We start from the raw sequence: 24892 nt of genomic DNA, 5'->3' as shown, positions 1-24892 counted from the left end.
GGGTGCTCAGAGGGACGACGTGTCGCCGAGGACGTCCGGGTCGCCGAAGTCGATGACCGGCTCGGCGACGGTGGCGTCCTCGGGCTTCTCCTCCACCGGGGTGGAGGTCAGCAGGCCGTCGTTGATCTCGCGCATCGCGATCGACAGCGGCTTCTCCTGGTTGCGCGTCTCCACGAGGGGGCCGACGTTCTCCAGCAGGCCCTCGTTGAGCTGCGAGTAGTAGGCGTTGATCTGGCGCGCACGCTGCGCGGCGTAGAGCACCAGCCCGTACTTGGAGTCGGTGCGCTGCAGCAGCTCGTCGATGGGCGGGTCGGTGATGCCGATCGGCTGGGCCACGGTTCCGGCCATGGGTCACTCTCCAAAAAGTCGGGGGTCAACGCACCACTCTACCCGTTGTCCACCCGTTGTCAGCGGGCGACCTGCGGTGTCACGGTCGTCACACCCATCACGCGGGCGAGCTCGTCCGTGGCGTGCGTGACGTCGTCGTTGACGATCGTCACGTCGAACTCGGACTCGGCGGCCAGCTCGGTGCGCGCCGTGCGCAGCCGCCGCTCACGCTCCTCGGCGCTCTCCGTGCCGCGCCCCACCAGCCGTCGCACGAGCTCGTCGAAGCTCGGCGGGGACAGGAAGACGAACTGCGCGTCCAGCCCGCGCACGCTCGCGGCCTCCCGCACCTGGCGGGCGCCCTGCAGGTCGATCTCGAGCAGCGTCGGGATGCCCCGCGCCAGGTGCGCCTCGACCGGCCCCCGCGGCGTGCCGTAGCGGTGGCGTCCGTGCACGACCGCCCACTCGAGCATGTCGCCCGCGGCGACCATCTGGTCGAACTCCTCGGGCTCGACGAACAGGTAGTGCACACCGTGCACCTCGCCGGGGCGCGGCGGCCGGGTCGTCGCCGACACCGACAGCCACACCTGCGGGTAGCGGGCGCGGATGTCGGCGGACACCGTGCCCTTGCCCACCGCCGTCGGCCCGGCCAGCACCGTCAGGCGGGTGCGCGCCGGCGTCCGCTCCACGCCGTCGGGGGCGGTGTCCGGCGCCGCCGCGACGGTGCCGTCGTACGAGTCCTGCGATGCCGGGCGACCGGCCGGTGGTGCGGAGATGTCAGCCAAACCTCTCGATGAGCGCGTGCCTCTGGTGCGGCCCCAGGCCACGCACGCGACGGGTCTCGGCGATCCCGATCTCTTCCATGATCGCCCGAGCCTTCACCTTACCGACACCCGGGAGCGACTCCAGCAGCGAGACGACCTTGAGCTTGCCCACGACGTCGTCGGTCTGCCCCTGGGTGATCACCTCCTCGAGCGAGCCCTGCGAGTACTTCAACCGGTTCTTGATCTCCGCGCGGACGCGCCGCGCCTCGGCCGCCTTCTCGAGGGCCGCTGCACGCTGTTCCGGGGTGAGTGGGGGGAGAGCCACGCAAGTCACCTACTCTTGTCGAGCCGCTGGACGTGTGAACTTCATTCTCGAAAGTAGCCACGACCTGCACCGTCGGCAATCGGGGGAGGTGCCCGGCGCGCCCGTCCCGGCGGCAAGATCCGGCCAATCCGGGCCAAGACGGACGCGGCCGGCCGCCCCGTCAGCCGCGCAGCGCGCTCGTGGCCTGCTCAGCGGCCCGCGCGGCGGCGTCCCGCAGGCCCGCCGCCGCCGGCCCGGCCGAGAGCACGCCGCGCGACGACGACGCCAGGACCTGGCGCCGCGCCGGGCCGAAGACGGCGGCGAGCTCGCGCTCCCCCGCTCCCTGCGCCCCGACGCCCGGGGCGAGCAGCGGGCCGTGCACGGCCTGCAGGTCCGTGCCCGTGGCGCGGGCGGCGTCGCCGACCGTCGCGCCCACGACCAGACCCACCGATCCCATCGCCAGCCCGTGCGACGCGGCGCCCGAGTTGAGGACCGCCGCCTGGGCGGCGATCGAGGCGGCGACGCTCACGCCGTCGGGCCCGACGGCATGCTGCACCTCGTGGCCCTCGGAGTTCGACGTGAGGCACAGCACGAAGATGCCCCGCCCGGTGCGGGCGGCCAGGTCCGCGGCCGGTGCGAGGGAGCCGAAACCGAGGTACGGGGACAGGGTCACCGCGTCGCCCGCCAGCGGAGATCCGTCCGCGAGGAAGGCGTCGGCGTACGCGCCCATGGTCGAGCCGATGTCGCCGCGCTTGGCGTCGACGATCGTCAGCGTGCCCGCCGCGCGGGCGGCCGCGAGCACGTCCTCCAGGGCCGCGACGCCGGCGGACCCGTGCCGCTCGAAGAACGCCGCCTGCGGCTTGAGGGCCGCCACGCGGCCGCCCAGGGCCTCCACCACGCGCAGGCCGAACTCCCGCACCCCCGCCGCGTCGTCGGACAGGCCCCAGTCGTGCAGGAGCGGCACGTGCGGGTCGATGCCCACGCACAGCGGACCGTGCGCGTCCATGGCCGCGGCCAGGCGCGCCCCGAAGGGCGCCACGGCGCTCACGCCCCCACCACGGCCGGCGCCGGCTCGCCCGCGAGCCGGTCGCGGGTGGCCGCCGTGTGCTCCTGCAGGCTGGCGACGTCGAACGGGCCGTGGCGGACCACCTCGATGCCCTGCACCGCCGCGGCGAGCTGGTCGACCGTGGTGATCATCGGCTTGTCGGCCGCCGTCGTCGCGGCCCGGATCTCGTAGCCGTCGGCGCGGGCTCCCTGGCCCGACGGCGAGTTGACCACGAGGTCGACCTGGCCGTCGGTGATGAGGTCCACGATCGTCGGCTCGCCGTCGGGCCCGCGGCCGGCGGAGAACTTGCGCACGACGGTGCACCCGATCCCGTTGCGGCGCAGCACCTGCGCGGTGCCCGCCGTGGCCAGCACCTCGAAGCCGAGCTCCGCGAGCCGCTTGACCGGGAACACGATGGAGCGCTTGTCGCGGTCCGCGACCGAGACGAACACCCGGCCCGACGTCGGCAGGCCCCCGAAGGCGGCCGCCTGCGACTTGGCGAACGCGTGCGGGAAGTCCTTGTCGAAGCCCATGACCTCGCCCGTCGAGCGCATCTCCGGGCCGAGCACGGTGTCGACGACCTGGCCCTCGGCGGTGCGGAACCGCTTGAACGGCAGCACCGCCTCCTTCACGGCGAGCGGCGCGTCCAGGTCGAGGGTGCCGCCGTCGCCGGTGGCCGGCAGGACGCCCGCGGCGCGCAGCTCGGCGATCGACTCCCCGACCATGACGCGGGCGGCCGCCTTCGCCAGCGACGTGCCCGTCGCCTTGGACACGAACGGCACGGTCCGGGACGCGCGCGGGTTGGCCTCGAGCACGTACAGCACGTCGGACACGAGCGCGTACTGCACGTTGAGCAGGCCCCGCACGCCGACGCCCCGCGCGATCGCCTCGGTCGAGCGGCGGATCCGCTCGATCTCGGCGGTCGACAGCGACACCGGCGGCAGCACGCACGCCGAGTCGCCGGAGTGGATGCCGGCCTCCTCGATGTGCTCCATGACGCCGCCGAGGAACAGCTCGGTGCCGTCGAAGAGCGCGTCGACGTCGATCTCCATCGCGTCGTCGAGGAAACGGTCGATGAGCAGCGGGGCGGGCAGCAGGCCGCCCGCGGTGCGCTCGTCGGCCGCGGCGGCCGCGAGCGCCCGCTCGACGTACTCGGTGAGCTGGTCGACGGAGTAGACGATCTCCATGCCGCGGCCGCCGAGCACGTAGGACGGGCGCACGAGCACCGGGTAGCCGATGCGCGCGGCGACCTCCCGCGCCTGACCGAGCGAGCGGGCGGTGCCGAACGCGGGGGCGGGCAGCCCGGCGTCCATCAGCACCTGGCCGAAGATGCCGCGGTCCTCGGCGGCGTCGATGGCCTCCGGGGACGTGCCGAGGATGGGGACACCGGCGTCGGCGAGCCGCTGCGCGAGCGCCAGCGGCGTCTGCCCGCCGAGCTGGACGATGACGCCCTTGACCGGGCCGGCGGCGACCTCCGCGGCGTACACCTCGAGGACGTCCTCGAAGGTGAGGGGCTCGAAGTACAGCCGGTCGGAGGTGTCGTAGTCGGTCGAGACCGTCTCGGGGTTGCAGTTGACCATGATCGTCTCGTACTGCTGCGAGAGCGTGAGGGCAGCGTGCACGCACGAGTAGTCGAACTCGATGCCCTGGCCGATGCGGTTCGGGCCGGAGCCGAGGATGATGACGGCCTCGCGCTCGCGGGGGGCGACCTCGGTCTCGGTGTCGTAGGACGAGTAGTGGTACGGCGTGGTGGCGGCGAACTCGGCGGCGCAGGTGTCCACCGTCTTGTACACGGGGCGCACCCCGAGGGCGTGGCGCACCTCGCGCACGGTGGACTCCCCCGCCGGGCCCATGCCCCGCAGGCGGGCGACCTGGGCGTCGGACAGGCCGTGCCGCTTGGCGCGCCGCAGGACGTCCTCGGTGAGGGTGGCGCTCGCGGCGACCTCGGCGGCCACCTCGTTCATGAGCAGGATCTGGTCGAGGAACCAGGGATCGATCTTGGTGGCCTCGAACACCGCCTCCAGGGTCGTGTGCCCCGCCAGCACGGCGCGCAGGGCCTGCTGCACGCCCACCATGCGCTGCTCGGTGGGCCGCGGGATCTCGGCCAGGAGCGCGTCCAGGCCGGCGCCTGACGGCGCCTCGCCGTCCCAGTGGAACGCGACGCCGCCCTTGTCGATGGACCGCAGCGCCTTGCCGAGCGCCTCGGTGAAGTTGCGCCCGAGCGCCATGGCCTCGCCGACGGACTTCATGGTGGTGGTCAGGGTGGCGTCGGCGGCCGGGAACTTCTCGAACGCGAACCGCGGCACCTTGACGACCACGTAGTCGAGCGTGGGCTCGAAGCTGGCGGGCGTGACGCGGGTGATGTCGTTCGGGATCTCGTCGAGCGTGTAGCCGATGGCGAGCTTGGCGGCGATCTTGGCGATCGGGAAGCCCGTGGCCTTCGACGCCAGCGCGGAGGAGCGCGACACGCGCGGGTTCATCTCGATGACGATGATGCGGCCCGTGTCCGGGTCGACGGCGAACTGGATGTTGCACCCGCCGGTGTCGACGCCCACCTCGCGGATGACGGCGATGCCGATGTCGCGCAGCTTCTGGTACTCGCGGTCGGTGAGCGTCATCGCGGGGGCGACGGTGACCGAGTCGCCGGTGTGCACGCCCACCGGGTCCACGTTCTCGATGGAGCAGACGACCACGACGTTGTCGTCCTTGTCGCGCATGAGCTCGAGCTCGTACTCCTTCCAGCCGAGGATGGACTCCTCCAGGAGCACCTCGGTGGTCGGCGAGTAGTGCAGGCCCTGGCCGACGATGCGGCGCAGCTCGGTCTCGTCGTAGGCGAAGCCCGAGCCCAGGCCGCCCATCGTGAACGAGGGGCGCACCACCATCGGGTAGCCCAGGTCGGTGGCCGCGGCGAGGGCCTCGTCGACGGTGTGCACGATGACGGAGCGGGCCGACTCGCCGCCGCACGTGGCCACCACGTCCTTGAACTGCTGGCGGTCCTCACCCTTCTGGATGGCGGCGATGTTCGCGCCGATGAGCTCGACGTCGTACTGCGCGAGCACGCCCGCCTCGTCCAGGGCGATGGCCGCGTTGAGCGCCGTCTGCCCGCCCAGGGTGGGCAGCAGCGCGTCGGGGCGCTCCTTGGCGATGATCGTGGTGAGGACCTCGGTGGTGATCGGCTCGACGTAGGTGGCGTCGGCGAACTCCGGGTCGGTCATGATCGTGGCCGGGTTGGAGTTCACGAGGATGACGCGCAGGCCCTCCTCCTTGAGCACGCGGCACGCCTGGGTGCCCGAGTAGTCGAACTCGCAGGCCTGGCCGATGACGATCGGGCCCGACCCGATGACCAGGACGGAGGAGAGGTCGGAACGGCGGGGCATCAGTTCTCCTTCTCGCCGGTGGCGGCCAGCGCGGCGAGGGCGCTGTCGGGCACGGTCACGGGCTGGCGGGTGGTCATGAGGGTGACGAAGCGGTCGAAGAGGTACGCGCTGTCGTGCGGGCCGGCGGCGGCCTCGGGGTGGTACTGCACGGAGAACGCCGGCACGTCGAGCGCGGTGAGGCCCTCGACCACCTGGTCGTTGAGGCCCACGTGCGAGACGATGACGCGCCCGTAGCGCCCCTCGTCGGCCCGCTCGGCGTCGTACGGCGCGGTGCTCACGGCGTCGAGCGGGGCGTCGACGGCGAAGCCGTGGTTGTGCGCGGTGACCTCGACCTTGCCCGTGGTGCGGTCCATCACCGGCTGGTTGATGCCGCGGTGCCCGTAGCCGAGCTTGTAGGTGCCGTACCCCAGGGCACGGCCCAGGAGCTGGTTGCCGAAGCAGATCCCGAAGAACGGGATGCCGCGGTCCAGCACGCCGCGCAGCAGGTCGATCTCGTGCTCGGCCGACGACGGGTCGCCGGGGCCGTTGGAGAAGAACACGCCGACCGGCGAGCCGTCGCCGGGCAGCCGCGAGGTGACGTCCTCGATGGACGCGGACTGCGGCAGGACGTGCACCCGCACGCCGCGCTCGGACAGCCGCTGCGGCGTCATGGCCTTGATGCCCAGGTCCAGGGCGACGACGGTCGCGAGCGGCTCGGCCCCGGCGAACCGCCCGGCGGGCTCGACGACGTACGCCTCGGCGGTCGTCACCTCGGGCGCGAGGTTGGCGCCCGCCATCTGCGGCGAGCCCTGCACCTGCGCGACGAGCTCCGCGACGGGGCGCTCGAGCCCGGTGGCGCCGAGCAGCGCGTCGCCGGAGAAGACGCCGGCGCGCATCACGCCGAGCTCGCGCAGGTGGCGGGTGAGGAAGCGGGTGTCGACCTCGCTGATGCCCACGACGCCCTGGGCGACGAGCTCGTCCTCGAGGGAGCGGTCGGCGCGCCAGGAGGACACCCGCCGCGCGGGGTCGCGCAGCACGTAGCCGGCCACCCAGATCTTGCCCGACTCCGGGTCCTCGTCGTTGATGCCGGTGTTGCCCACGTGCGGGGCCGTCATCACCACGATCTGGCGGTGGTAGGAGGGGTCGGTGAGGGTCTCCTGGTACCCGGTCATGCCGGTGGAGAACACGATCTCGCCGAAGGTGACGCCGCGCGCGCCGTAGGCGCGGCCGCGCACGACCGTGCCGTCCTCGAGGACCAGGACGGCCGGGCCGGCGGTGGGGGCGGTGGTGGAGGTCACTGGGGGTCCTTCGGTGCGGGGGCGGAGGTCATGAGGTGGCGCACGGCGTCGACCAGGCGGGCCCGGTCCGTGGCCAGCCGGGTGCGCAGCCCGGTGTCGAGGACCACGGCGGGCACGTCGTCGGCGGCGGGGTCCTCCCACGTCACGACGACGAGCCCGTCGGTGCCCACGAACTTGCCCGCCATGCCGGGTGCGAGCCCGACGTCGCGCAGCGCGGCGGTCGGCACGAAGACGTCGGGGGCGCCGTCGCGCTCGACGAGCACGCCGGCGTCGTGCACGGACACCTGGCCGGCGGCACGGTCGCCGAGCGAGTGCGCCCCGACACGGGCGAGCCAGTCGCCCGACAGGGTGCTGGAGACGTAGGTGGCCGCCACCGGACCGAGGCGCAGCGCGCCGAGGCCGGCGGGCACCGCGGGCGGCGGCGGGACCGTCTGCCGCGTGCGGGCGGCGAGGCGGCGGCGTCCGGTGAGCACCAGGAGCAGCAGGACCACGCCGAGCGCGACCCAGATCCCGACGGCGACGGGCATGGTCATCGTGCAGCTCCCTCGATGGCAAGGTCGGTGCGCTCGACGGGGGCACCGTCGAGCACGGTGGCGCGGCCGCGCAGGAACGTCGCGACGACGCGCCCGGGCAGCTCGTACCCCGCGAAGGGCGTGTTGGCGCTCGCGGTCGCCTGGGCCGCGCCGTCGACGGTGCGGCGCGCCGCCGGGTCGACCAGGGTGAGGTTCGCGGGCTCGCCGACGGCGATCGGGCGGCCGTGCTCGGCGTCGACGCGGCCGATCCGGGCCGGGGTGGTGGACAGCACGCGCGCGACGTCGGCCCACGTGAGGCGGCCGGAATCGACCATGGTCTGCTGGACGACGCTCAGCGCCGTCTCCAGCCCGGTCATGCCGAACGCGGCCGCGCCCCACTCGCAGTCCTTGTCCTCGCGGGTGTGGGGGGCGTGGTCGGTGGCGACGATGTCGATGGTGCCGTCGGCCAGGCCGGCACGGACCGCCTCGACGTCGGCCGCGGTGCGCAGCGGCGGGTTGACCTTGAACGCCGGGTCGTAGCTGCGCGCGAGCTCGTCGGTGAGGACCAGGTGGTGCGGCGTCACCTCGGCGGTCACGTCGATGCCCCGGCCCTTGGCCCAGCGCACGATCTCCACGGACCCGGCGGTCGAGAGGTGGCACACGTGCAGGCGGGACCCGACGTGCTCGGCGAGCAGCACGTCACGGGCGATGATCGCCTCCTCGGCGACGGCGGGCCAGCCCGCGAGGCCGATCTCGGCGGAGACGACGCCCTCGTTCATCTGCGCGCCCTCGGTGAGGCGCGGCTCCTGGGCGTGCTGGGCCACGACCCCGTCGAACGCCTTGACGTACTCCAGGGCACGGCGCATCAGGATCGGGTCGTGCACGCACCTGCCGTCGTCGGAGAACACCCGCACGCGGGCGGGCGAGTCCGCCATCGCGCCGAGCTCGGCGAGCCGGTCGCCGCCGAGGCCGACGGTGACGGCACCGACGGGGTGGACGTCCACCCAGCCGGCCTGGCGGCCCAGGCGCCACACCTGCTCCACGACACCCGCGGTGTCCGCGACCGGTGAGGTGTTCGCCATGGCGTGCACGGCGGTGAAGCCGCCCGCGGCCGCGGCCCGGGTGCCTGACGCGACGGTCTCGGCGTCCTCGCGGCCCGGCTCGCGCAGGTGCGTGTGCAGGTCCACCAGGCCGGGCAGGAGAACGTGGTCGATCGCGTCGACGACGACGGCGCCGTCGGGCACCCCCGCCGCGCCGGGCGCGGTGATCTCGTGCACGATCCCGTCGGCGAGCACGACGTCGGCGGCCTCGCCCCCGAGCGGCCGCGCTCCGCGCAGCACGTAGGTGGTGGTCACAGGCTGATCCCTTCGGTGGTGCCGGACAGCAGCAGGTACAGGGCAGCCATGCGCACGGCCACCCCGTTGGCGACCTGCTCGACGATGACCGCGCGGTCGGAGTCCGCGGCCTCGGCCGAGATCTCCAGCCCGCGGTTCATCGGGCCGGGGTGCATGACGATGGCGTGGTCGCCCAGGAGGGCCAGGCGCCGCGCGTCGAGACCGAAGTACCGGGTGTACTCCAGCGGGCTCGGGAAGAACGCGCCGGACCCGCCCGACATCCGCTCGCGCTGCACGCGCAGCATCATCACGGCGTCGGGCTGCCAGCCGGCGAGGGTGGCGTCCAGGTCGTAGGACGTGCGGCACGGCCACGTGTGGACGCCGACCGGCAGCAGCGTCGGCGGGGACACCAGCGTGACCTCGGCGCCGAGCGTGTGCAGCAGGCGCACGTTCGCGCGGGCCACCCGCGAGTGGAGCACGTCACCGACGATCGCGACCCGGATGCCGGCGAGGTCCGCGCCGACGCCCTCGTCCCCGGCCCCGCCGCGGGGCGCGCCCGGGCCGGCCAGGTGGCGGCGGATCGTGTAGGCGTCGAGCAGCGCCTGGGTGGGGTGCATGTGGGTGCCGTCGCCGGCGTTGAGGATCGCGGCGTCCAGCCAGCCCGCGTGCGCGAGCTGTGCCGGTGCCCCCGACGCCCAGTGCCGCACCACGACCGCGTCCGCGCCCATGGCGTGCAGGGTCAGCGCCGTGTCCTTGAGCGACTCGCCCTTGGACACGCTTGAGCCCTTGGCCGAGAAGTTGATGACGTCCGCGGACAGCCGCTTGGCCGCCGTCTCGAACGAGATGCGGGTGCGCGTGGAGTCCTCGAAGAACAGGTTCACCACGGTGCGCCCCCGCAGGGTGGGCAGCTTCTTGATCTCGCGCGACTGGGTGGCGGCCATCTGGGCCGCCGTGTCGAGCACGCCGATCGCCTCGTCGCGGCTCAGGTCCGCGGTGGACAGCAGGTGCTTCATCGCCGGCCCTCCCCCGCGTCGCCGGACGAGCGCCCGCTGATCAGCACCGCGTCCTCGCCGTCGACCTCGGCCAGGCGCACCCGCACGCGTTCCGACGTGGCGGTCGGGAGGTTCTTGCCCACGAAGTCGGGGCGGATGGGCAGCTCGCGGTGCCCGCGGTCCACCAGGGCGGCGAGCCGCACGGCCCGCGGGCGGCCCAGGTCGCCGATCGCGTCGAGCGCCGCACGGATCGTGCGCCCGGAGTACAGGACGTCGTCGACGAGCACGACCGTCTTGCCCTCGATGCCGGCCGCGGGCAGGCGCGTCACGCCGACCGCACGGGTGGGCTGGCGACGCAGGTCGTCGCGGTACATGGTGACGTCGAGCTCGCCGACGTCCCTGGTCGGGTCGAAGTCCGGGTCGATCGCGGCGAGCCGCTCCGCGAGCCGGGCGGCGAGCGTCACCCCGCGGGTGGGGATGCCGAGCAGGACGACGTCCTGGGCTCCCTTGGCGCGCTCCACGATCTCGTGGGCGATCCTGGTCAGGGCGCGGGCGACGTCGCTCGCGCCGAGGACGACGGTGCCGTCGGCGTCGGGCGCCGAGGTCGTCGGGTCTTCAGGGGTTCCGGGCATACCGGTGCCAGCGTGCACTGGCGACCTCCTTCCCCGCCTCACGGGACGGGCTTAAAGGGTGTCTGTCGTGGACGGGCCCCAGCCTAGCCCCGCGACCGGGGCGCGGCCCCGAGGTGCCCACCATCCGGGCGCGGCGTGCGTCACACCCGCCTCTGCCCCCGATGCTGCACGGGGAGCCCCGTCCCGGACGGCCCCGGACGCACGACAGGCGGCCGCTCGGGCGACCCGGCCGGGGGCCGTGGGTGCGCGAGCAGCCGCCTGTGCGGCGTGCGGTGTCGTCAGGCGAGAAGCGTCGGCTTGATGTCGACCAGCCGGCCGAGCAGCCCGTTGACGAAGCTGGGCGACTCGTCCGTCGAGAGCTGGCGGGCCAGGTCCACGGCCTCGTCCACCGCGACGGCGTCCGGGACGTCGTCGTTGTAGAGCAGCTCCCACGTCCCGACCCGCAGCAGGGCGCGGTCCACGGCGGGCATGCGCTCGACCGTCCACCCGTGGGAGTACGTCGCGAGCAGCTCGTCGATCCGCTCCGCGTGCGCGAGGACGCCCTCCACGAGCTCGACCGAGTACTGCGGCACCGCGGCCTCCGTGTGCGGCTCGATCACGCGGTCGGCCAGCAGCACCTGCGGGTCGACGCCGCGCTGCTCGGCCTCGAAGAGGATGTCGACGGCGCGCTTGCGCGCCTTGGTCCGTGCTCCCATGTCGCTGCGTGGCCTCAGTCGTTCACACGGCCGAGGTACGACCCGTCACGCGTGTCGACCTTGACCTTGGTGCCCTGCTCGAGGAACAGCGGGACCTGGATCTCGGCGCCCGTCTCCACGGTGGCGGGCTTGGTGCCGCCGGTGGAGCGGTCGCCCTGCAGGCCGGGCTCGGTGTAGGTGATCTCGAGGACGACCGACGACGGCAGCTCGACGTAGAGCGGGGTGCCCTCGTTCGACGCGACCATGATGTTCATGCCCTCGAGCATGTAGTCCTTGGCGTCGCCGACGGTGGCGGCCGGGACCGTGATCTGGTCGTACGTGGCGGTGTCCATGAACACGTAGTCGTCGCCGTCCATGTACAGGTACTGGAAGTCGCGGCGGTCCACGTTCGCGGTCTCGATCTTGAGCCCTGCGTTGAACGTCTTGTCGACGGTCTTGCCCGACACCACGTTCTTCATCTTCGTGCGGACGAACGCCCCACCCTTGCCCGGCTTGACGTGCTGGAACTCGATGATCGACCAGAGCTGACCGTCGATGCGGAGCACGGTGCCGTTCTTGATGTCGTTGGTGGTAGCCACGTTCTGAAGTCCTCAGGATCGGGGGCGGGGTCTCGCGTCGGACCGGCGTCCGGACGCGTCGTCACAATCGAATAGTCACAGGCGGGGGCCCGCAGAGGGCCCGGACTAGTCTACTCGTCCGGCCGGCCCCCGGCTCCCACCCCGCGGGCGGGACGCTCAGCCCGGCGGGGTCGGGACCTCACCGGTGACCAGGATGCCGATCAGCAGGCGACCCGCGAGCCCCAGCCCGACGGCCCACACGAGCGACGCCAGCGTGCCGACCACGAACCGCTCGCTCGCGACCGGGTGCTCCCGCAGCTCCGGGAACCGGCCCAGCCCCTTGACGGCGACGACGATCGCGACGCCCTCCGGGTAGCCGGCGAGCAGCGTCCCGGTGACCGAGAGCCGTTCGAGCAGGCCGATCCACGTGCCGCCCTGCAGGACCGTCATCGCCTCGGCCTCCACGCGGGGCTCGCTCTCGGCGTGCCGCAGCACCCACGGCACCACCCACGCCCCGAGGCCGACACTCAGCGCCGGCACGACGACCCACACGACGGCGACCCACGCGATCGTCGCTCCGCTCATCCCTGGACTCCCTCGTCGGTCTCGTCGTCGGTCTCGTCGTCGGTCTTGTCGTCGGGCCGCTCGCCGGCGCCGGCCCGCAGGAGCCGGGCGGCCAGCGGCCGCACCGCTGCGTCCTCCGCCCACAGTGCCGCGCGCAGCCGCTGGCTCACCGCCTGCTCGCTGACGCCGAGCGACGCCGCGGTCGCGCGCTGCGGCCCCGGCTCCCCTGCGTGCCCGGCGAGCGTATCGACCGCCTCCCACCCGGGCTCGGTGCGACGCGCCACCACGGCCCCCAACAGGCGGAGCAGCGCCTCGGCGTCCGACGCCACGGTCGCGTACGGCTCCCGCGGGGAGCCCGCGACGGCGACCGGTACCGCACTGCCTCGCCCCTTGGCCCGCTCAACGGCTCGACGAGCCCGGACGAACGCCGCCCCGGACGCTGCGCGCGACACCTCGGGCAGGGGCTCGTCGACGGCGCCGAGACCGACACCGACCGACCACCCGCCGTCCCGGACCAGGTCGAGCACGAGGTCGACGGCGAGCGCGGCGCCCTCGTCGGCGTCGAGCACGCCCTGGACCTCGTCGCCGACCGTGCGCTCGAAGCCGAGCACGACTCCGGCGTGGCCGGCCGTGCGCCGGGCGAGCGCGTCGAGCACCTCGGGGACACGGTCGGCGTTCCCGGTGCTCCCCCGCTGGTCCGCGGTAATGACGATCACCGCTCAAGCATAGATCCTTGATCAAGAATGCTCAAGCATCTTCCCTTGAATCTCCCAGATCTAGTCTGCAAGCTTGTCGCTGATCGCCTGGACCGCCAGCCGGTAGGAACCGAACCCGAACCCCGCGATCGTGCCCGTGGCGATCCCTGCGACCACCGAGTAGTGGCGGAAGGACTCGCGGGCAGCCGGGTTCGACAGGTGTACCTCCACGAGCAGCAGGCCGGCCGACGTCACCTGCGCGGCGGAGTCCCGCAGCGCGTAGCTGTAATGGGTAAAGGCTGCAGGGTTGAGGATCACGTGGGCGCGCGCGTCGACCGCCTCGTGCAGCCAGCCCACGAGCGTCGCCTCGTCGTCGGTCTGCCGCACGTCGATCTCGAGGCCCAGGTCCGCACCCCACCGCGCCGCCGCGCGCTCGAGCTCCGCCATCGACTGGTGACCGTAGATCTCCGGCTCGCGCACGCCGAGCCGGCCGAGGTTGGGTCCGTTGAGGATCAGCACCTGAGTCATGCCCCGAGGGTAGGGCAGCGCGGCGAGCCGCGGACGGCGCTCAGCCCGGCTCGTCGACCAGGAGCCGACGGGGCCCCGGGCCCTCCTCGCCCATCTCGTCGCGCGGGTTGGCGAGCACGCACCGGCTCAGGGAGAGGCAGCCGCAGCCGATGCAGTCGGTGAGGTCGTCCCGCAGGCGCTGGAGCTGGGCGATGCGCGCGTCGAGCTCCGTGCGCCAGGTCCGCGACAGGCGCTCCCAGTCACGCACGCTGGGGGCACGGTCGTCCGGCAGGGTCGACAGTGCCTCGGCGATCCGGGCGAGCGGGACGCCGACCCGCTGGGACACCCGCACGAACGCGACCCGGCGCAGCACGTCGCGCCGGTAGCGCCGCTGGTTGCCCGCGGTCCGCCGGCTGGTGATGAGCCCCTGCCGCTCGTAGAAGTGCAGGGCGGACACCGACACCCCGCTGCGAGCCGCCACCTCGCCCACGCTCAGCTCGGTGTGGTCCCACGGCACCGGGTTGGCCCCTTTCGGCGACATCTTTCGCACACCCCTTGACCTCAACTGGAGTCGAGGTTCAACGATAGGCCCATGAACGCCGTCTGCGGGCCTGCCGCCCGACCGCTCCAGCGCTCCCTCGTCGAGAGCCTCCCGGACGGAGCCGTGGGCGCGCACCGCGAGGACGAGGAGCATCGCACCGCCGGCAAGGTCGTGCTCGTGTGACCGCCGTCCTGGGACCCCGGGCACAACGGACCGTGCTGGTCGGGATGGTGGCGTACATCGCGCTGGGCGCGTTCGAGGCCCTGGCCGTGGCCACCGCGATGCCCGCCGTGGCCGCCGAGCTCGACGGCCTGCGCCTGTACACCTACGCCTTCGCCGCCACCTCGGCCGCCGCGGTGGCCGGCATCGTCGTCGCGGGCCGCTGGACCGACCGTCGCGGCCCCACGCCGGTGCTCTGGACGGGGATCGCCCTGTTCCTCACCGGCCTGCTGATGGCCGGGCTCGCGCCCGACATGGGGGTGCTTCTGGCCGGCCGGGTCCTGCAGGGGGTCGGCTCCGGGCTGGAGGGCGTCGCCCTGTACGTCCTGGTCGCCAAGGTCTTCCCGGAGACCCGCCGGCCGAAGGTCTTCGCCTGGTTCGCGGCCGCATGGGTGGTTCCCGGCGTGGTGGGCCCCCTGGTCGCGGGCCTCGTCACGCAGCACCTGGGCTGGCGGTGGGTGTTCCTGGCGGTGCCGGTGCTGGCGCTCCCGGCGCTGCTCGCCCTGCGACCCGGCCTCCACGCCGCCCGGGGTCCCGACGACCCCACCGGCGCCGCAGAGCCCACTGCTCCGGTGCCCGTGCGCGACATCGTGCGACCGGTCCTGCGCGGGGCCCGCGGGCTGGGCACCGTCGTCCTGGTCCGCGTGCTCCTCTCGGCCGCGTTCGTCGGGGCCGAGGTGCTGGTGCCGCTGGCCCTCGTGCACGAGCGCGGTCTGGCCCCCACCGTCGCGGGTGCCGTCCTGACCCTGCACGTCCTCGGCTGGTCCACCGGGTCCTGGCTCCGTGGCCGGGGCGCTCGCGGGCTGTCCCACGCCGGCTTCCTGCGCCTCGGCGGGGCCAGCCTCGCGGCCGGGGTCGCGGGGGTCGCGCTCGTGACGGTGCCTGGCGTCCCGCTGGCGGTCGGGGCTGCCCCCTGGGCCCTGGCCGGCCTCGGCATGGGGCTGTCCTACCCGACCCTCAGCCTGCTGGCGCTCGAGCTCGCGCCCACGAACGGGCAGGGCACGACCATGTCCGCCCTCCAGGTGGCCGACACCGCCGCGGCCGCCGCGGCCCTCTCCGTCACCGGCGCCGTGCTGTGGCCCCTGCGGGACCACCTCGGGCTGGGCGCGTACGCCGTGTGCCTCGCGCTGGGTGCGCTCCTCGCCGCGTCGGCCGCCGTGCTCGCCGGACGCACCCGGCCCCGGGTCACAAAAAGTCTCGCGCACCCACCGTCGTCGCAGGAGGCTGACGATGAGTCCGCGCCCCTCCCGGCGTCCACCTGAGCGCACGCCGTCCCCACCCACGCACCCCCGACGAAGTGGAGAGAGCATGTCCATCCTCACCTGGTCGCCCACCGACCTCCGCACCGCGCTCGACGGCACGGCACCCCTCGTCGTCCCGGACGACGACGGCTACGAGGACGCACGCCGGGTCGAGCCCGGCGGCATCGAGCACCGCCCGGCCGCGATCGTGCGCCCCACCGACACCGCCGGCGTCGTCCGGGCGCTGCGCTTCGCCCGCGAGGCCGGGGCGGAGGTCGCCGTCCGTTCCGGCGGCCACTCCGTGTTCGGGCTCGGGACGCGCGACGGCGTCCTCGGCCTCGACCTGCGCGGGCTCGACTCCCTCGACCTCGACGTCTCGGGACGCACCGCGACCGCGGGCGGCGGCGTCACCGCCGGCGCCTACACCCGGGCCGCGGGCGCCCACGGCCTGGCCACCCCGTTCGGCGACACCGGCGGCGTCGGCATCGGAGGCATCACGCTCGGCGGCGGCGTGGGCCTCCTCTCCCGGGCGCGCGGCATGACCATCGACAACCTGCTCGGCGCCGAGATCGTCACGGCCGACGGCGAGGTGCTGCAGGTCGACGACGAGGAGCATCCCGACCTGTTCTGGGCCGTGCGCGGCGGCGGCGGCAACTTCGGCGTGGCGACCCGGCTCCGGTTCGCCCTCGGGGAGATCTCCGACGTCGTCGGCGGCACCCTGCTGGCCCCGGCGACCCCGGCCTCCGTCGCCGGCATCGTCGCGGCCGCCGACGCCGCCCCGCGCGAGCTCACCGTCATCCTCATGGTCATGACCGCGCCGCCGATGCCCATGATCCCCGCCGAGTGGCACGGCCGCCTCGTGCTCATGGCGAACCTTTGCTGGTCCGGCACGACGTCCGGCGCGGACGCCGCGCTCGCGCCGCTGCGCGACGTCGTGACCGCCGCCGGCGGTGCCCTCGTGGACGGGGTCCGTACCGGCCCCTACGCCGGGCTGTTCGAGGGTGGCCCGCCGTCCGGGACCGCCGTCGCCACCGGCCGCACCTTCTTCGCCGACGGCCTCGACGAGTCCGCCGCCGCGCACCTGCTGGCGGAGCTCGAGTCGTGCGACGCGATGATGCGCGCCGCACAGCTGCGTGTCCTGGGCGGCGCCGTCGCCGACGTGGCCCCCGAGGCCACGGCCTACGCCCACCGCGGGGCCCGCCTGCTCGGCAACGTCGCGGCCGTCGCGCCGACCGCCTCCGCGGCGGCCGGATACACCCCCTGGGTCGAGGCGCTCGCCGACCGGCTCCGCGGGGGCCGCGAGGGGGTCTACGCCAACTTCGCCCTCGACGGCGGGCCCGACACCGCGCGTGCCGCGTATCCCGGCACGACGTGGGACCGTCTGGCGGCGGTCAAGCGCGCGTACGACCCGGACAACGTGTTCCGCGGCAACGTCAACGTGCTCCCAGCCTGAGACGGCGTCAGTGGCGGTGCGTCATCGCGTCGATCTCGTCCCGGCGGGCCGCGACGATCCCGTCGAGCACGTCGTCCGGCACCGGCCTGCCGGGCTGGAACGCGATCGAGCCCTTGGTGACCCGGTAGTCGGCGAGCTCGTCCGCGTACTCCTCGATGACGGCAGGGCTGAACGGGTAGATCCCGATGTGCCGCCTCGTCACCTGGACGCTCAGGAGCGGGCTGCCCCGGTACCGCAGGGCGGGCATGCCGTAGCTGCGGCCCTCGACGGCGTCGGGCACGAGGGCTCGGGCGCGGGCGTAGACGTGGGCGACGGCATCGCGGTGCGGGCCCGCGAGCGCCGCGATCTCGTCGGTGACGGAGGTCTCGTCGGCCATGGGCACGAGCGTGCCCTGCCCGGGCTGCGCGCGCGACCGGGTCCGCGGTGCGCGCTGTGCGCGCACAGCGCGCACAGCGCGCCGTGACCGGTGCCCGACGCGCGGCGTCACGTCCGGCACGCCCCTCTCGTCGAGGGAGCATGAGCGAGGATGGCTTCATGACCGTGCACGGCACGCCGGCCAGGGCCGGCGGCGACGACCTGCTGGAACGGCTGCGCAGGGTCGCCTTCCTGGCGGCGTACCGGATGCTCGGGAGCGTGGCCGAGGCCGAGGACGTGGCACAGGACTGCCTCCTGCGGATCGCCCCGGACGGCACGCTCGCCGACGACGTGCGCAACCCCGAGGCGTTCACCACCACCGTGGCCACCCGGATCGCGCTGGACGTGCTGCGCTCGGCCCGGGTGCGCCGGGAGACCTACGTGGGCGAATGGCTGCCCGAACCGCTCGTGGGCGACGTCGTGGCGTCCGCGAGCGCCCCCGCGGACGCCGCGGAGCACGCCGAGCTCGCCGACGACCTGTCCACGGCGTTCCTCGTGCTGCTCGAGACGCTCACGCCGAGCGAGCGGGCGGCGTTTCTGCTGCACGACGTCCTCGGCTACCCGCACCGGCAGGCCGCGGAGGTGATCGGCACGACGGAGCTCGCGGCCCGCCAGCTGGCGTCGCGCGCCCGCCGCCGGGTCGCCGAGCGCCGCGGGAGCCACGTCGGCGACGGCCCCGTGCCCGCCCCGCCGCGAGACCCGCGCGCGCAGGAGCTGGTGGACCGCTTCATCGCGGCCACCGCCGAGGGCGACCTGGAGTCGTTGCTGGAGCTGCTCGCCGACGATGTCGAGCTCGTCGGCGACGGTGGCGGCAAGGTCCCGCCCGGGATGTCGGTGTCCCGCGCCGTCAGCGGGAGCGTCGCCGTCGCGCGGCTGCTCCTGGGCTTCACGCGGCGCGGTGCCCCCGCACGCATGGAGGCGGCCCTCGTCAACGGTGCGCCGGGCGTGCTCGTGCACGCCGACGCGTCGGTCGGGGGCGGCGTCCTGGGGGCCTACGCGATCGACATCGCCGGCGGGCAGATCGTCGCCGTGCGCGGCGTCATCAACCCGGAGAAGCTCGGCCACCTGGGGCCGCTGGCCGACCTGACCGCCGTCGCGGCCGCCCTCAAGGCCGCGTCGCCGCGCCGCCGCGGTGGGCAGGACCACGACCGGCAGGACCACGACCGGCAGGGCCGCGGACCCGTCGCGGAGCCGTGACCACGACCATGAGGACCAGGCCCACGACGAGCACGGCGATGATGCCGAGCACGCCCCAGATCGTGGCGCCGGTGGCCGCGATGATCACGGCCCACAGCGTCGGCGCCATGAAGGACGCCGCGCGGCCGGTGGTGGCGTAGAGGCCGAAGATCTCCGACTCCCGCCCGGCCGGGCTCACCCGGGCCAGCAACGAGCGCGATGCTGCCTGGGCGGGCCCGACGAAGCACGTCAGCAGGAGGCCGGCGACCCAGAAGACCACGGGGCCGGCGTCGTGCAGTGCGACGACGACCAGGCCGCACAGGATCAGCCCGCTCAGCGAGCCGATGATCACCGCGCGCGGGCCGATCCGGTCGTCGAGCCGCCCCGCCAGGATGGTGCTCACCCCGGCGAGCAGGTTGGCGACGATGCCGAAGGCGAGCACCGCGTTGTCGCCGAACCCGAACGACGCGGCGGCGATCACCGCGCCGAAGGTGAAGACCGCGGAGAGCCCGTCGCGGTACACCGCGCTGGCCAGCAGGAACCCCACGGTCTCGCGCGACGTGCGCCACAGCTCGACGATGTCGCGCACGAGCTCGGCGTAGCTGGCGAAGAAGCCCACCTTCGCGCGGCCGGCGGCGGCGGGGGCCTCCGGCACGTCGCGGAACAGCGGCCAGCCGAACGCGACGGCCCACACCCCGCAGCCCACGGCGATGACCCGGAAGGCCAGCCCGTCGTCGGTGGGCATCCCCCACCAGTCGAAGGCCGTGGCCACGACGACGATCACGAGCGCGACGATGCCGCCCACGTAGCCGAGGCCCCAGCCGAGACCGGAGACCTTGCCGACGGTCCGCGGGGTGGAGACCTGGACGAGCATCGCGTTGTAGTTCACCCCGGCGATCTCGCTCGCGACGCTGCCCACCGAGATGAGGGCGGCACCGAGCACGAAGTACGCCGGGTCGGCCCGCACCAGGCCCAGGCCGAACATGCAGGCCACGAGCACGATCGTCGCACCGCCGAGCCAGGCCTTGCGGCGTCCGTCGACGTCGGCCCGCCGGCCGAGCACCGGGGCGAGGAGCGCGATGAGCAGACCGCCGACCGCGATCCAGACGCCGAGCCCGCTGGTCAGGCCGGCCAGCGCGCGTTCCTTGACCGGGTCGGTGTCGGCGAGCGCCGCCACCTCCGGCTGGAGGAACGCGTCGGTCGTCAGGTACAACGCCGTGAAGACGAACGTCGTGACGACCGTGTTGAACGGTTGGGTGGCCCAGTCCCACAGCGCCCAGGAGACGACCTGGCGACGTGGGACGCGGCCGGGTCCAACCTGCGGAGTGCCGCCGGGCGTGACGGGGTCCTGGTCCGACGACGGCGTCGGCGCGGCATGCGCATCGTTCATGGCCGGAGTCTGCCGCACCGGGGCGAGCACCAGGTAGCCGGCCCGCGACGCACAGGCGACGAAAGCGGCATACGATCCGTGCGTGTCGTCGTCCGCCCCGCCCGCCGGTCCGCCTGCGGGGCTCGCCTGGGCGGACGACCCGCTCCTGCCGGGCTTCGCCGAGCAGGCGCCCCTGGGCCCCGCGACCCTGGTCCGTCCGCTGCGCCGCCCCCCGGACCGGCCGCACCCCCCGGAGCGCCCCCGGGCCGCGGTGCTGCACGTGCACGGCTACAACGACTACTTCTTCCAGCGGCACCTGGCCGACGCGTTCGGCGACGCGGGCCACGCGTTCTACGCCGTCGACCTGCGCCGGGCGGGGCGGTCCCTCGCACGACGGAGCGCCGACGACCCCACGCCGCCGCACTTCATGACGACGCTGCGGGAGCCGGGCGAGGACCTCACCGCGGCCGCCCGCGCCGTCCGTGCCCTGGAGCCGGGGCTCCCGCTCGTGGTGCACGCGCACTCCACGGGAGGGCTCACCGCAGCTCTGTGGTCGTTCGCGGTGCGTCAGGACGCGACGGCACGCCCCGACCTGCTGGTGCTGAACTCGCCGTTCCTCGACCTCCACGGTCCGTGGCTGCAGCGGGCCGCCCGGACCTCGGTCGTGGAGGTGCTCGGCCGACGCCGGCCCCTGGCCGTGGTCAGCGCCTCGCCGTCGATGTACGCGACGTACCAGCACGTGAGCTCGGGTGGTCGGTGGGATTTCGACACGGAGCTCAAGCGGCCCGCCGGGCTGCCGGCCCGGGCGGCGTGGCTCCGTGCCGTGCGGCACGCGCAGCTGCGCGTCGCGCGCGGCCTCGGGATCGGGTGCCCGGTGCTCGTGGCCCGCAGTGCGCGGTCCGGGCCGGACAGCCCCGCGAACCCGTCGCTCGACGCCCAGGACACGGTGCTCGACGTCGCGCGCATCGCGACGCTCTCCCGGCGCCTGGGTGCCGACGTGACCGAGCTCGTCGTGCCCGACGGCGTGCACGACCTGACGCTGTCGGCGTCCGGCCCGCGGGCCGTCTACCTGGAGAGCGCCCTGGGCTGGGTCGCCGAGCGGCTGCCCGTGCCGGGCCGGACGGAGGACGCATGAGCACGCGGGACCTGCCGCCGTACTTCGAGGCGCCGCGCCCGGACGGGGCGCGCCGCGCGGTCGCCGCCCTCGCGCACCGGGGGTTCGCGCGGGCGGGCGGGGTGGACTCGGGCCTGGAGAACTCCATGACCGCGTTCGCCGACGCCGTCCGCCTGGGCTTCCGCTACGTCGAGACGGACGCCCACGGCACGGCCGACGGCGTCGCGGTCGCGCTGCACGACGACGCCCTGGACCGCACCACCGACGGTTCCGGGCTGGTGGCGGACCTGCCGTGGTCGCGCGTGCGGCGGGCGCGCATCGGGGGCGTCGAACCGGTGCCGCTGCTCGAGGACGTGCTGGGCAGCTGGCCCGAGCTGCGCGTCAACGTCGACGTCAAGGCCGACTCCGGCGTGGAACCCGTGGCCGCGGCGATCGAGCGCACCGGGGCGCACGACCGGGTGTGCGTGACGTCGTTCTCCGTGCGGCGCCGGCGCGCGACCGTCGAGCGGTTGTCGCGCCCGGTCGCGACGTCGGCCGGACGGGCCGAGGTGATCCCGTTCCTCGCGGCCGCGCGGCTGCGGGTCGACGTGCTGGCCCGCCGGGCCCTGCGCGACGCCGACGCGCTGCAGGTGCCGGTCACCGACGGCTCGGTCACCGTCGTGGACCGCACGACGGTCGCGGCCGCGCACCGCGCGGGCAAGGCCGTGCACGTGTGGACCATCAACGACGCCGCGGAGATGCGGCGCCTCGTCGACCTCGGCGTCGACGGCATCGTCACCGACCGTGCGGACCTGCTGCGCGACGTCCTGCGCGAGTGCGACCTCTGGCCCGCCTGACCGCTGTGAGCGGTCAGAGGCCGAGCTGGACCGACACGCCCGGGTTGCCGGTCGGGGGCTCCTTGGAGATCTCCGCGTACGCGGCGGCGAGCAGCGTCGGGTCCGGCCCCTCGAGCCGTGTCGGCTTGGCGACGTCGTCGAGCACGACGAACCGCAGCAGGTTCCCCCGCGTCTTCTTGTCCCGCTGCATCGCCGCGAGGAGCTTGTCCCAGCGGTCCCCGCGGTAGGTGGTGGGCAGGCCGATCGACTCCAGGATCGCCCGATGACGGTCCACGATCGCGTCGTCGAGCTTGCCGCCCAGCCGTGCCAGCTCCGCCGCGAACACCATCCCCACGGCGACGGCGGCCCCGTGTCGCCACTGGTATCGCTCGGTGAGCTCGATCGCGTGGCCCAGGGTGTGCCCGTAGTTGAGGATCTCGCGCAGGCCCTGCTCCGTGAGGTCCTCCCCCACGACCCGCGCCTTGACGCGCACCGACCGCTCGATGAGCTCGGCCAGCGCGGCCCAGGTCTCCTCGGACGCGTCCGCACCGCGCCACCCGCGCAGCTCGTCCGCGTGCTCCTCGACGAGCTCGAGGATGCGGGGGTCGGCGATGAAGCCGGTCTTGACGACCTCCGCCATGCCCGCCACCAGGTCCCAGCGGTCGAGCGACTCCAGGGCCGCGAGGTCGCACAGCACACCCGCCGGCGGGTGGAAGGCGCCTACGAGGTTCTTGCCCTCGGCGGTGTTGATGCCGGTCTTGCCGCCCACGGCGGCGTCGACCATCGCGAGGAGCGTCGTCGGCAGGTGCACGACCTTGAGCCCGCGCAGCCAGGTGGCCGCGACGAACCCCGCCAGGTCCGTCGTCGCGCCCCCGCCCACGGACACGATCGCGTCCGAGCGCGTGAAGTCCGCCTGGCCGAGCACCTGCCAGCAGAACGCCGCGACCTGCGCCGTCTTCTGCTCCTCGGCGTCGGGAAGCTCGACGGCGAACGCCTCGTAGCCCTGGGCGGCCAGGTCCTCGCGGACCGCCTCGCCGGTGGTCGCGAGCGACGCCGGGTGCATCACGAGCACCCGCCGCACGCTCTCGCCGAGCAGGCCCGGCAGCTCCCCGAGCAGGTGTCGTCCCACGACGACGTCGTACGGGGCTGCCCCCGACACGGTCACACGGACCGGCATGCTTCGACCTCCTGGATCAGCTGGGTGGCGACCTCGCCCGGTCGGCGGTCGTCGGACGCGACCTGCACGGTGGCGAGCCGCTCGTAGGTGGGCCGCCGGGCGGCCATGAGCTCGGCCCAGCGCGCCCGCGGGTTCCCCACGAGCAGCGGGCGGGAGCGGTTGAACCCGACGCGCGGGGCCGCGTGCGCGAGCGACACGTCGAGGAAGACGACGACGCCCCCCGCCGCGGCGTAGTCCTCCAGCGCGCGCTGCGTACCGGCGTCCATCACGGCTCCCCCGCCGAGGGCGAGGACCCCGGTGTGGTCCTCCAGCGCGGCGGCGACCGCCTCGCGCTCGAGGTCGCGGAACGCCGGCTCTCCGTCCTCGACGAAGATGTCGGCGACCGCCTTGCCGGCGGCCTCCTCGACGTCGGCGTCCGTGTCCCGGAACCCGACGCCCCAGTGCGCGGCCAGCAGCCGGCCCTGCGTCGTCTTGCCGGAGCCGGGCGGTCCGATGAGGACCGCGACGGGACCGTGCGCGCTCATCGGAGCAGCTCGGGGACCGAGGCGAGGTAGGCCTCCGCGTTGCGGCGCACCTCCGCGACCGAGTCGCCACCGAACTTCTCCACCGCCGCCTGCGCGAGCTCGAGCGCGACCATCGCCTCCGCGACGACGGCTGCCGGCGGCACCGCGCACACGTCGGAACGCTGGTGGTGGGCCGTCACCGGCTCGCCGGTGGCGACGTCGACGGTGGCGAGGGCGCGCGGGACCGTGGAGATGGGCTTCATCGCGGCCCGCACGCGCACGACCTCGCCGTTGGTCATGCCGCCCTCGATGCCGCCCGCGCGGTTGGAGCTGCGCTCGATGCGGCCGTCGGCGCCGCGCGCGATCTCGTCGTGCGCGGCCGTGCCCCGGCGGCGCGCGGTGCGGAAGCCGTCGCCGACCTCGACGCCCTTGATCGCCTGGATGCCCATGAGCGCGGCCGCGAGCCGGGCGTCGAGGCGGCGGTCGCCGTGCACGTACGAGCCGAGGCCCGACGGCACTCCGTAGGCCAGGACCTCGACGACGCCGCCCAGCGTGTCGCCGTCCTTGCGGCACTCGTCGATCTCCGCCACCATCGCCGCGCTCGTGGCGGCGTCGAAGCAGCGCACCGGGTCGGCGTCCAGCGCGGCGACGTCGTCGGGAGACGGCAGGTCGGCGCCCTCGGGCACCTCGACGGGACCGATCGCCACCACGTGGGACACGAGCCGCACCCCGAGCGCCTGCTCCAGGAAGCTCGCGGCGGCGACGCCGAGCGCGACCCTGGTCGCGGTCTCCCGCGCCGACGCGCGCTCCAGCACCGGCCGGGCGTCCGCGAAACCGTACTTGCGCATCCCCACGAGGTCCGCGTGCCCCGGGCGCGGGCGGGTCAGCGGCCGGTTGCGAGCGATCTCGCGCTCGTCCCCCGTACCCGCGTCGACCAGCAGGGCGTCCGGCGGCACCGGGTCCGCCGACATGACCTCGGTCCACTTGGGCCACTCGGTGTTGCCGATCTCGATGGCGAGCGGACCGCCCTGCGTGACGCCGTGGCGCAGGCCACCGAGCACGCGCACGGCGTCCTGCTCGAACTTCATGCGCGACCCGCGCCCGTACCCCAGCCGACGGCGGGCCAGCGCCGCCTGGATGTCGGCGGTCACGAGCTCCACCCCGGCGGGCAGGCCTTCCATCACCCCCACGAGCGACGGACCGTGCGACTCCCCCGACGTCATCCAGCGCAGCATGGGCCCGATTCTTTCACGGGCGGCGTGTCCACCCGGTCACGCGGTCACGGTTCGGG

The 24892-nt window shown here is 74.3% G+C and carries 27 protein-coding genes; 6 read left to right on the top strand and 21 right to left on the bottom strand.

The genetic code is table 11. From position 1 onward, the window contains the following. Nucleotides 1-6: 6 nt before the first annotated feature. The 16 genes from rpoZ to soxR all read right to left on the bottom strand — a co-directional run bounded on the left by rpoZ (nucleotide 7) and on the right by soxR (nucleotide 14120). Nucleotides 7-348, bottom strand: coding sequence for a DNA-directed RNA polymerase subunit omega (gene rpoZ / locus LEP48_RS15255; RefSeq protein ID WP_225566431.1), 342 nt, complete (start codon nucleotides 346-348; stop codon nucleotides 7-9). Between the two features lie 59 nt (nucleotides 349-407). Beyond that, nucleotides 408-1013, bottom strand: coding sequence for a guanylate kinase (gene gmk, locus LEP48_RS15250; protein ID WP_225566506.1), 606 nt, complete (start codon nucleotides 1011-1013; stop codon nucleotides 408-410). 88 nt (nucleotides 1014-1101) lie between these two features. Then, complete coding sequence (gene mihF, locus LEP48_RS15245) at nucleotides 1102-1413, bottom strand: integration host factor, actinobacterial type (RefSeq protein WP_225566430.1); 312 nt, start codon at nucleotides 1411-1413, stop codon at nucleotides 1102-1104. A 160-nt stretch (nucleotides 1414-1573) separates the two neighbouring features. Further along, complete coding sequence (gene pyrF / locus LEP48_RS15240) at nucleotides 1574-2440, bottom strand: orotidine-5'-phosphate decarboxylase (protein ID WP_225566429.1); 867 nt, start codon at nucleotides 2438-2440, stop codon at nucleotides 1574-1576. Beyond that, a complete protein-coding gene (gene carB, locus LEP48_RS15235) occupies nucleotides 2437-5814 on the bottom strand; it encodes a carbamoyl-phosphate synthase large subunit (RefSeq protein WP_225566427.1) in 3378 nt (1125 codons plus the stop codon). Before carB ends, pyrF begins: the two co-directional genes overlap by 4 nt. Continuing rightward, on the bottom strand, nucleotides 5814-7091 hold the full coding sequence (gene carA / locus LEP48_RS15230) for a glutamine-hydrolyzing carbamoyl-phosphate synthase small subunit (protein WP_225566426.1): 1278 nt from the start codon (nucleotides 7089-7091) through the stop codon (nucleotides 5814-5816). Before carA ends, carB begins: the two co-directional genes overlap by 1 nt. Beyond that, nucleotides 7088-7624 (bottom strand): PH-like domain-containing protein, encoded by a 537-nt coding sequence (locus LEP48_RS15225; protein ID WP_225566425.1) that lies wholly within the window; start codon nucleotides 7622-7624, stop codon nucleotides 7088-7090. The genes carA and LEP48_RS15225 overlap by 4 nt, the downstream gene beginning before the upstream one ends. Further along, a complete protein-coding gene (locus LEP48_RS15220; protein WP_225566424.1) occupies nucleotides 7621-8958 on the bottom strand; it encodes a dihydroorotase in 1338 nt (445 codons plus the stop codon). Before LEP48_RS15220 ends, LEP48_RS15225 begins: the two co-directional genes overlap by 4 nt. Continuing rightward, nucleotides 8955-9950, bottom strand: coding sequence for an aspartate carbamoyltransferase catalytic subunit (locus LEP48_RS15215; RefSeq protein WP_225566423.1), 996 nt, complete (start codon nucleotides 9948-9950; stop codon nucleotides 8955-8957). The genes LEP48_RS15220 and LEP48_RS15215 overlap by 4 nt, the downstream gene beginning before the upstream one ends. Further along, nucleotides 9947-10561 (bottom strand): bifunctional pyr operon transcriptional regulator/uracil phosphoribosyltransferase PyrR, encoded by a 615-nt coding sequence (gene pyrR, locus LEP48_RS15210; RefSeq protein WP_225566422.1) that lies wholly within the window; start codon nucleotides 10559-10561, stop codon nucleotides 9947-9949. The genes LEP48_RS15215 and pyrR overlap by 4 nt, the downstream gene beginning before the upstream one ends. A 278-nt stretch (nucleotides 10562-10839) precedes the next feature. Next, the gene (gene nusB / locus LEP48_RS15205) at nucleotides 10840-11256 is read right to left on the bottom strand and encodes a transcription antitermination factor NusB (protein ID WP_225566421.1); all 417 of its coding nucleotides are present in this window, start codon (nucleotides 11254-11256) and stop codon (nucleotides 10840-10842) included. Between the two features lie 14 nt (nucleotides 11257-11270). Further along, nucleotides 11271-11834 carry an elongation factor P gene (efp, locus tag LEP48_RS15200; protein ID WP_225566420.1) on the bottom strand — a complete coding sequence of 188 codons (564 nt, stop codon included), beginning with the start codon at nucleotides 11832-11834 and terminating at the stop codon, nucleotides 11271-11273. 156 nt (nucleotides 11835-11990) lie between these two features. Continuing rightward, nucleotides 11991-12398 (bottom strand): hypothetical protein, encoded by a 408-nt coding sequence (locus tag LEP48_RS15195; RefSeq protein ID WP_225566419.1) that lies wholly within the window; start codon nucleotides 12396-12398, stop codon nucleotides 11991-11993. Further along, a complete protein-coding gene (locus tag LEP48_RS15190) occupies nucleotides 12395-13093 on the bottom strand; it encodes a SatD family protein (RefSeq protein ID WP_225566418.1) in 699 nt (232 codons plus the stop codon). The genes LEP48_RS15195 and LEP48_RS15190 overlap by 4 nt, the downstream gene beginning before the upstream one ends. Nucleotides 13094-13153: 60 nt before the next feature. Further along, a complete protein-coding gene (locus LEP48_RS15185; protein ID WP_225566417.1) occupies nucleotides 13154-13600 on the bottom strand; it encodes a type II 3-dehydroquinate dehydratase in 447 nt (148 codons plus the stop codon). 40 nt (nucleotides 13601-13640) lie between these two features. Continuing rightward, complete coding sequence (gene soxR, locus LEP48_RS15180; RefSeq protein WP_225566415.1) at nucleotides 13641-14120, bottom strand: redox-sensitive transcriptional activator SoxR; 480 nt, start codon at nucleotides 14118-14120, stop codon at nucleotides 13641-13643. A gap of 51 nt (nucleotides 14121-14171) precedes the next feature. On the opposite strand from soxR, the gene LEP48_RS18555 reads away from it, so the two are divergent. Genes LEP48_RS18555 through LEP48_RS15170 form a run of 3 tightly spaced genes read left to right on the top strand, consistent with a single transcriptional unit; the run spans nucleotide 14172 to nucleotide 17033 of the window. Continuing rightward, nucleotides 14172-14303: a hypothetical protein gene (locus LEP48_RS18555; RefSeq protein ID WP_255641528.1), complete on the top strand. Its 132-nt coding sequence runs from the start codon at nucleotides 14172-14174 to the stop codon at nucleotides 14301-14303. Beyond that, complete coding sequence (locus LEP48_RS15175; RefSeq protein ID WP_225566414.1) at nucleotides 14300-15601, top strand: MFS transporter; 1302 nt, start codon at nucleotides 14300-14302, stop codon at nucleotides 15599-15601. Before LEP48_RS18555 ends, LEP48_RS15175 begins: the two co-directional genes overlap by 4 nt. A 46-nt stretch (nucleotides 15602-15647) precedes the next feature. Then, nucleotides 15648-17033: an FAD-binding oxidoreductase gene (locus LEP48_RS15170; RefSeq protein WP_225566413.1), complete on the top strand. Its 1386-nt coding sequence runs from the start codon at nucleotides 15648-15650 to the stop codon at nucleotides 17031-17033. 7 nt (nucleotides 17034-17040) lie between these two features. Here the strand turns inward: LEP48_RS15170 and LEP48_RS15165 are convergent, their stop codons facing one another. Next, the gene (locus LEP48_RS15165) at nucleotides 17041-17409 is read right to left on the bottom strand and encodes an iron chaperone (protein ID WP_225566412.1); all 369 of its coding nucleotides are present in this window, start codon (nucleotides 17407-17409) and stop codon (nucleotides 17041-17043) included. A gap of 140 nt (nucleotides 17410-17549) precedes the next feature. On the opposite strand from LEP48_RS15165, the gene sigJ reads away from it, so the two are divergent. Further along, on the top strand, nucleotides 17550-18644 hold the full coding sequence (gene sigJ, locus LEP48_RS15160; RefSeq protein ID WP_225566411.1) for an RNA polymerase sigma factor SigJ: 1095 nt from the start codon (nucleotides 17550-17552) through the stop codon (nucleotides 18642-18644). On the opposite strand, the gene LEP48_RS15155 is transcribed toward sigJ, so the two are convergent. Next, nucleotides 18553-20013 carry an MFS transporter gene (locus LEP48_RS15155; protein ID WP_225566410.1) on the bottom strand — a complete coding sequence of 487 codons (1461 nt, stop codon included), beginning with the start codon at nucleotides 20011-20013 and terminating at the stop codon, nucleotides 18553-18555. The two genes, sigJ and LEP48_RS15155, sit on opposite strands and share 92 nt — an antisense overlap. 82 nt (nucleotides 20014-20095) lie before the next feature. Here LEP48_RS15155 and LEP48_RS15150 point away from each other — a divergent pair, with 82 nt between their 5' ends. Continuing rightward, nucleotides 20096-21127, top strand: a complete 1032-nt coding sequence (locus LEP48_RS15150) for an alpha/beta hydrolase (RefSeq protein WP_225566409.1) — start codon at nucleotides 20096-20098, stop codon at nucleotides 21125-21127. After that, a complete protein-coding gene (locus LEP48_RS15145) occupies nucleotides 21124-21942 on the top strand; it encodes a glycerophosphodiester phosphodiesterase family protein (protein WP_225566408.1) in 819 nt (272 codons plus the stop codon). Before LEP48_RS15150 ends, LEP48_RS15145 begins: the two co-directional genes overlap by 4 nt. A gap of 13 nt (nucleotides 21943-21955) precedes the next feature. Here LEP48_RS15145 and aroB read toward each other — a convergent pair whose 3' ends face one another. From aroB to aroC, 3 genes are read right to left on the bottom strand one after another with little or no spacing between them, the layout of a single operon-like run. After that, on the bottom strand, nucleotides 21956-23098 hold the full coding sequence (gene aroB, locus LEP48_RS15140) for a 3-dehydroquinate synthase (RefSeq protein ID WP_225566407.1): 1143 nt from the start codon (nucleotides 23096-23098) through the stop codon (nucleotides 21956-21958). After that, the gene (locus LEP48_RS15135; protein WP_225566406.1) at nucleotides 23083-23622 is read right to left on the bottom strand and encodes a shikimate kinase; all 540 of its coding nucleotides are present in this window, start codon (nucleotides 23620-23622) and stop codon (nucleotides 23083-23085) included. Before LEP48_RS15135 ends, aroB begins: the two co-directional genes overlap by 16 nt. Continuing rightward, nucleotides 23619-24836, bottom strand: a complete 1218-nt coding sequence (aroC, locus tag LEP48_RS15130; protein WP_225566405.1) for a chorismate synthase — start codon at nucleotides 24834-24836, stop codon at nucleotides 23619-23621. The genes LEP48_RS15135 and aroC overlap by 4 nt, the downstream gene beginning before the upstream one ends. Nucleotides 24837-24892: the final 56 nt, after the last annotated feature.

The organism is Isoptericola luteus (assembly GCF_020297055.1).
Classification (GTDB): Bacteria; Actinomycetota; Actinomycetes; order Actinomycetales; family Cellulomonadaceae; genus Isoptericola; species Isoptericola luteus.
This window is presented reverse-complemented; position numbering and strand designations above follow the sequence as displayed.

Excerpts from the sequence above, each read along its gene's own strand:
- nusB (WP_225566421.1), bottom strand. The coding sequence starts at position 11,256 with ATGGGAGCACGGACCAAGGCGCGCAAGCGCGCCGTCGACATCCTCTTC.
- LEP48_RS15215 (WP_225566423.1), bottom strand. The coding sequence starts at position 9,950 with ATGAAGCACCTGCTGTCCACCGCGGACCTGAGCCGCGACGAGGCGATC.
- carB (WP_225566427.1), bottom strand. The coding sequence starts at position 5,814 with ATGCCCCGCCGTTCCGACCTCTCCTCCGTCCTGGTCATCGGGTCGGGC.
- soxR (WP_225566415.1), bottom strand. The coding sequence starts at position 14,120 with ATGTCGCCGAAAGGGGCCAACCCGGTGCCGTGGGACCACACCGAGCTG.
- LEP48_RS15135 (WP_225566406.1), bottom strand. The coding sequence starts at position 23,622 with ATGAGCGCGCACGGTCCCGTCGCGGTCCTCATCGGACCGCCCGGCTCC.
- pyrR (WP_225566422.1), bottom strand. The coding sequence starts at position 10,561 with ATGCCCGGAACCCCTGAAGACCCGACGACCTCGGCGCCCGACGCCGAC.
- LEP48_RS18555 (WP_255641528.1), top strand. The coding sequence starts at position 14,172 with ATGAACGCCGTCTGCGGGCCTGCCGCCCGACCGCTCCAGCGCTCCCTC.
- aroB (WP_225566407.1), bottom strand. The coding sequence starts at position 23,098 with ATGCCGGTCCGTGTGACCGTGTCGGGGGCAGCCCCGTACGACGTCGTC.
- LEP48_RS15145 (WP_225566408.1), top strand. The coding sequence starts at position 21,124 with ATGAGCACGCGGGACCTGCCGCCGTACTTCGAGGCGCCGCGCCCGGAC.
- aroC (WP_225566405.1), bottom strand. The coding sequence starts at position 24,836 with ATGCTGCGCTGGATGACGTCGGGGGAGTCGCACGGTCCGTCGCTCGTG.
- LEP48_RS15165 (WP_225566412.1), bottom strand. The coding sequence starts at position 17,409 with ATGGCCGACGAGACCTCCGTCACCGACGAGATCGCGGCGCTCGCGGGC.
- LEP48_RS15155 (WP_225566410.1), bottom strand. The coding sequence starts at position 20,013 with ATGAACGATGCGCATGCCGCGCCGACGCCGTCGTCGGACCAGGACCCC.
- LEP48_RS15170 (WP_225566413.1), top strand. The coding sequence starts at position 15,648 with ATGTCCATCCTCACCTGGTCGCCCACCGACCTCCGCACCGCGCTCGAC.
- LEP48_RS15195 (WP_225566419.1), bottom strand. The coding sequence starts at position 12,398 with ATGAGCGGAGCGACGATCGCGTGGGTCGCCGTCGTGTGGGTCGTCGTG.
- rpoZ (WP_225566431.1), bottom strand. The coding sequence starts at position 348 with ATGGCCGGAACCGTGGCCCAGCCGATCGGCATCACCGACCCGCCCATC.
- LEP48_RS15185 (WP_225566417.1), bottom strand. The coding sequence starts at position 13,600 with ATGACTCAGGTGCTGATCCTCAACGGACCCAACCTCGGCCGGCTCGGC.
- LEP48_RS15225 (WP_225566425.1), bottom strand. The coding sequence starts at position 7,624 with ATGACCATGCCCGTCGCCGTCGGGATCTGGGTCGCGCTCGGCGTGGTC.
- sigJ (WP_225566411.1), top strand. The coding sequence starts at position 17,550 with ATGAGCGAGGATGGCTTCATGACCGTGCACGGCACGCCGGCCAGGGCC.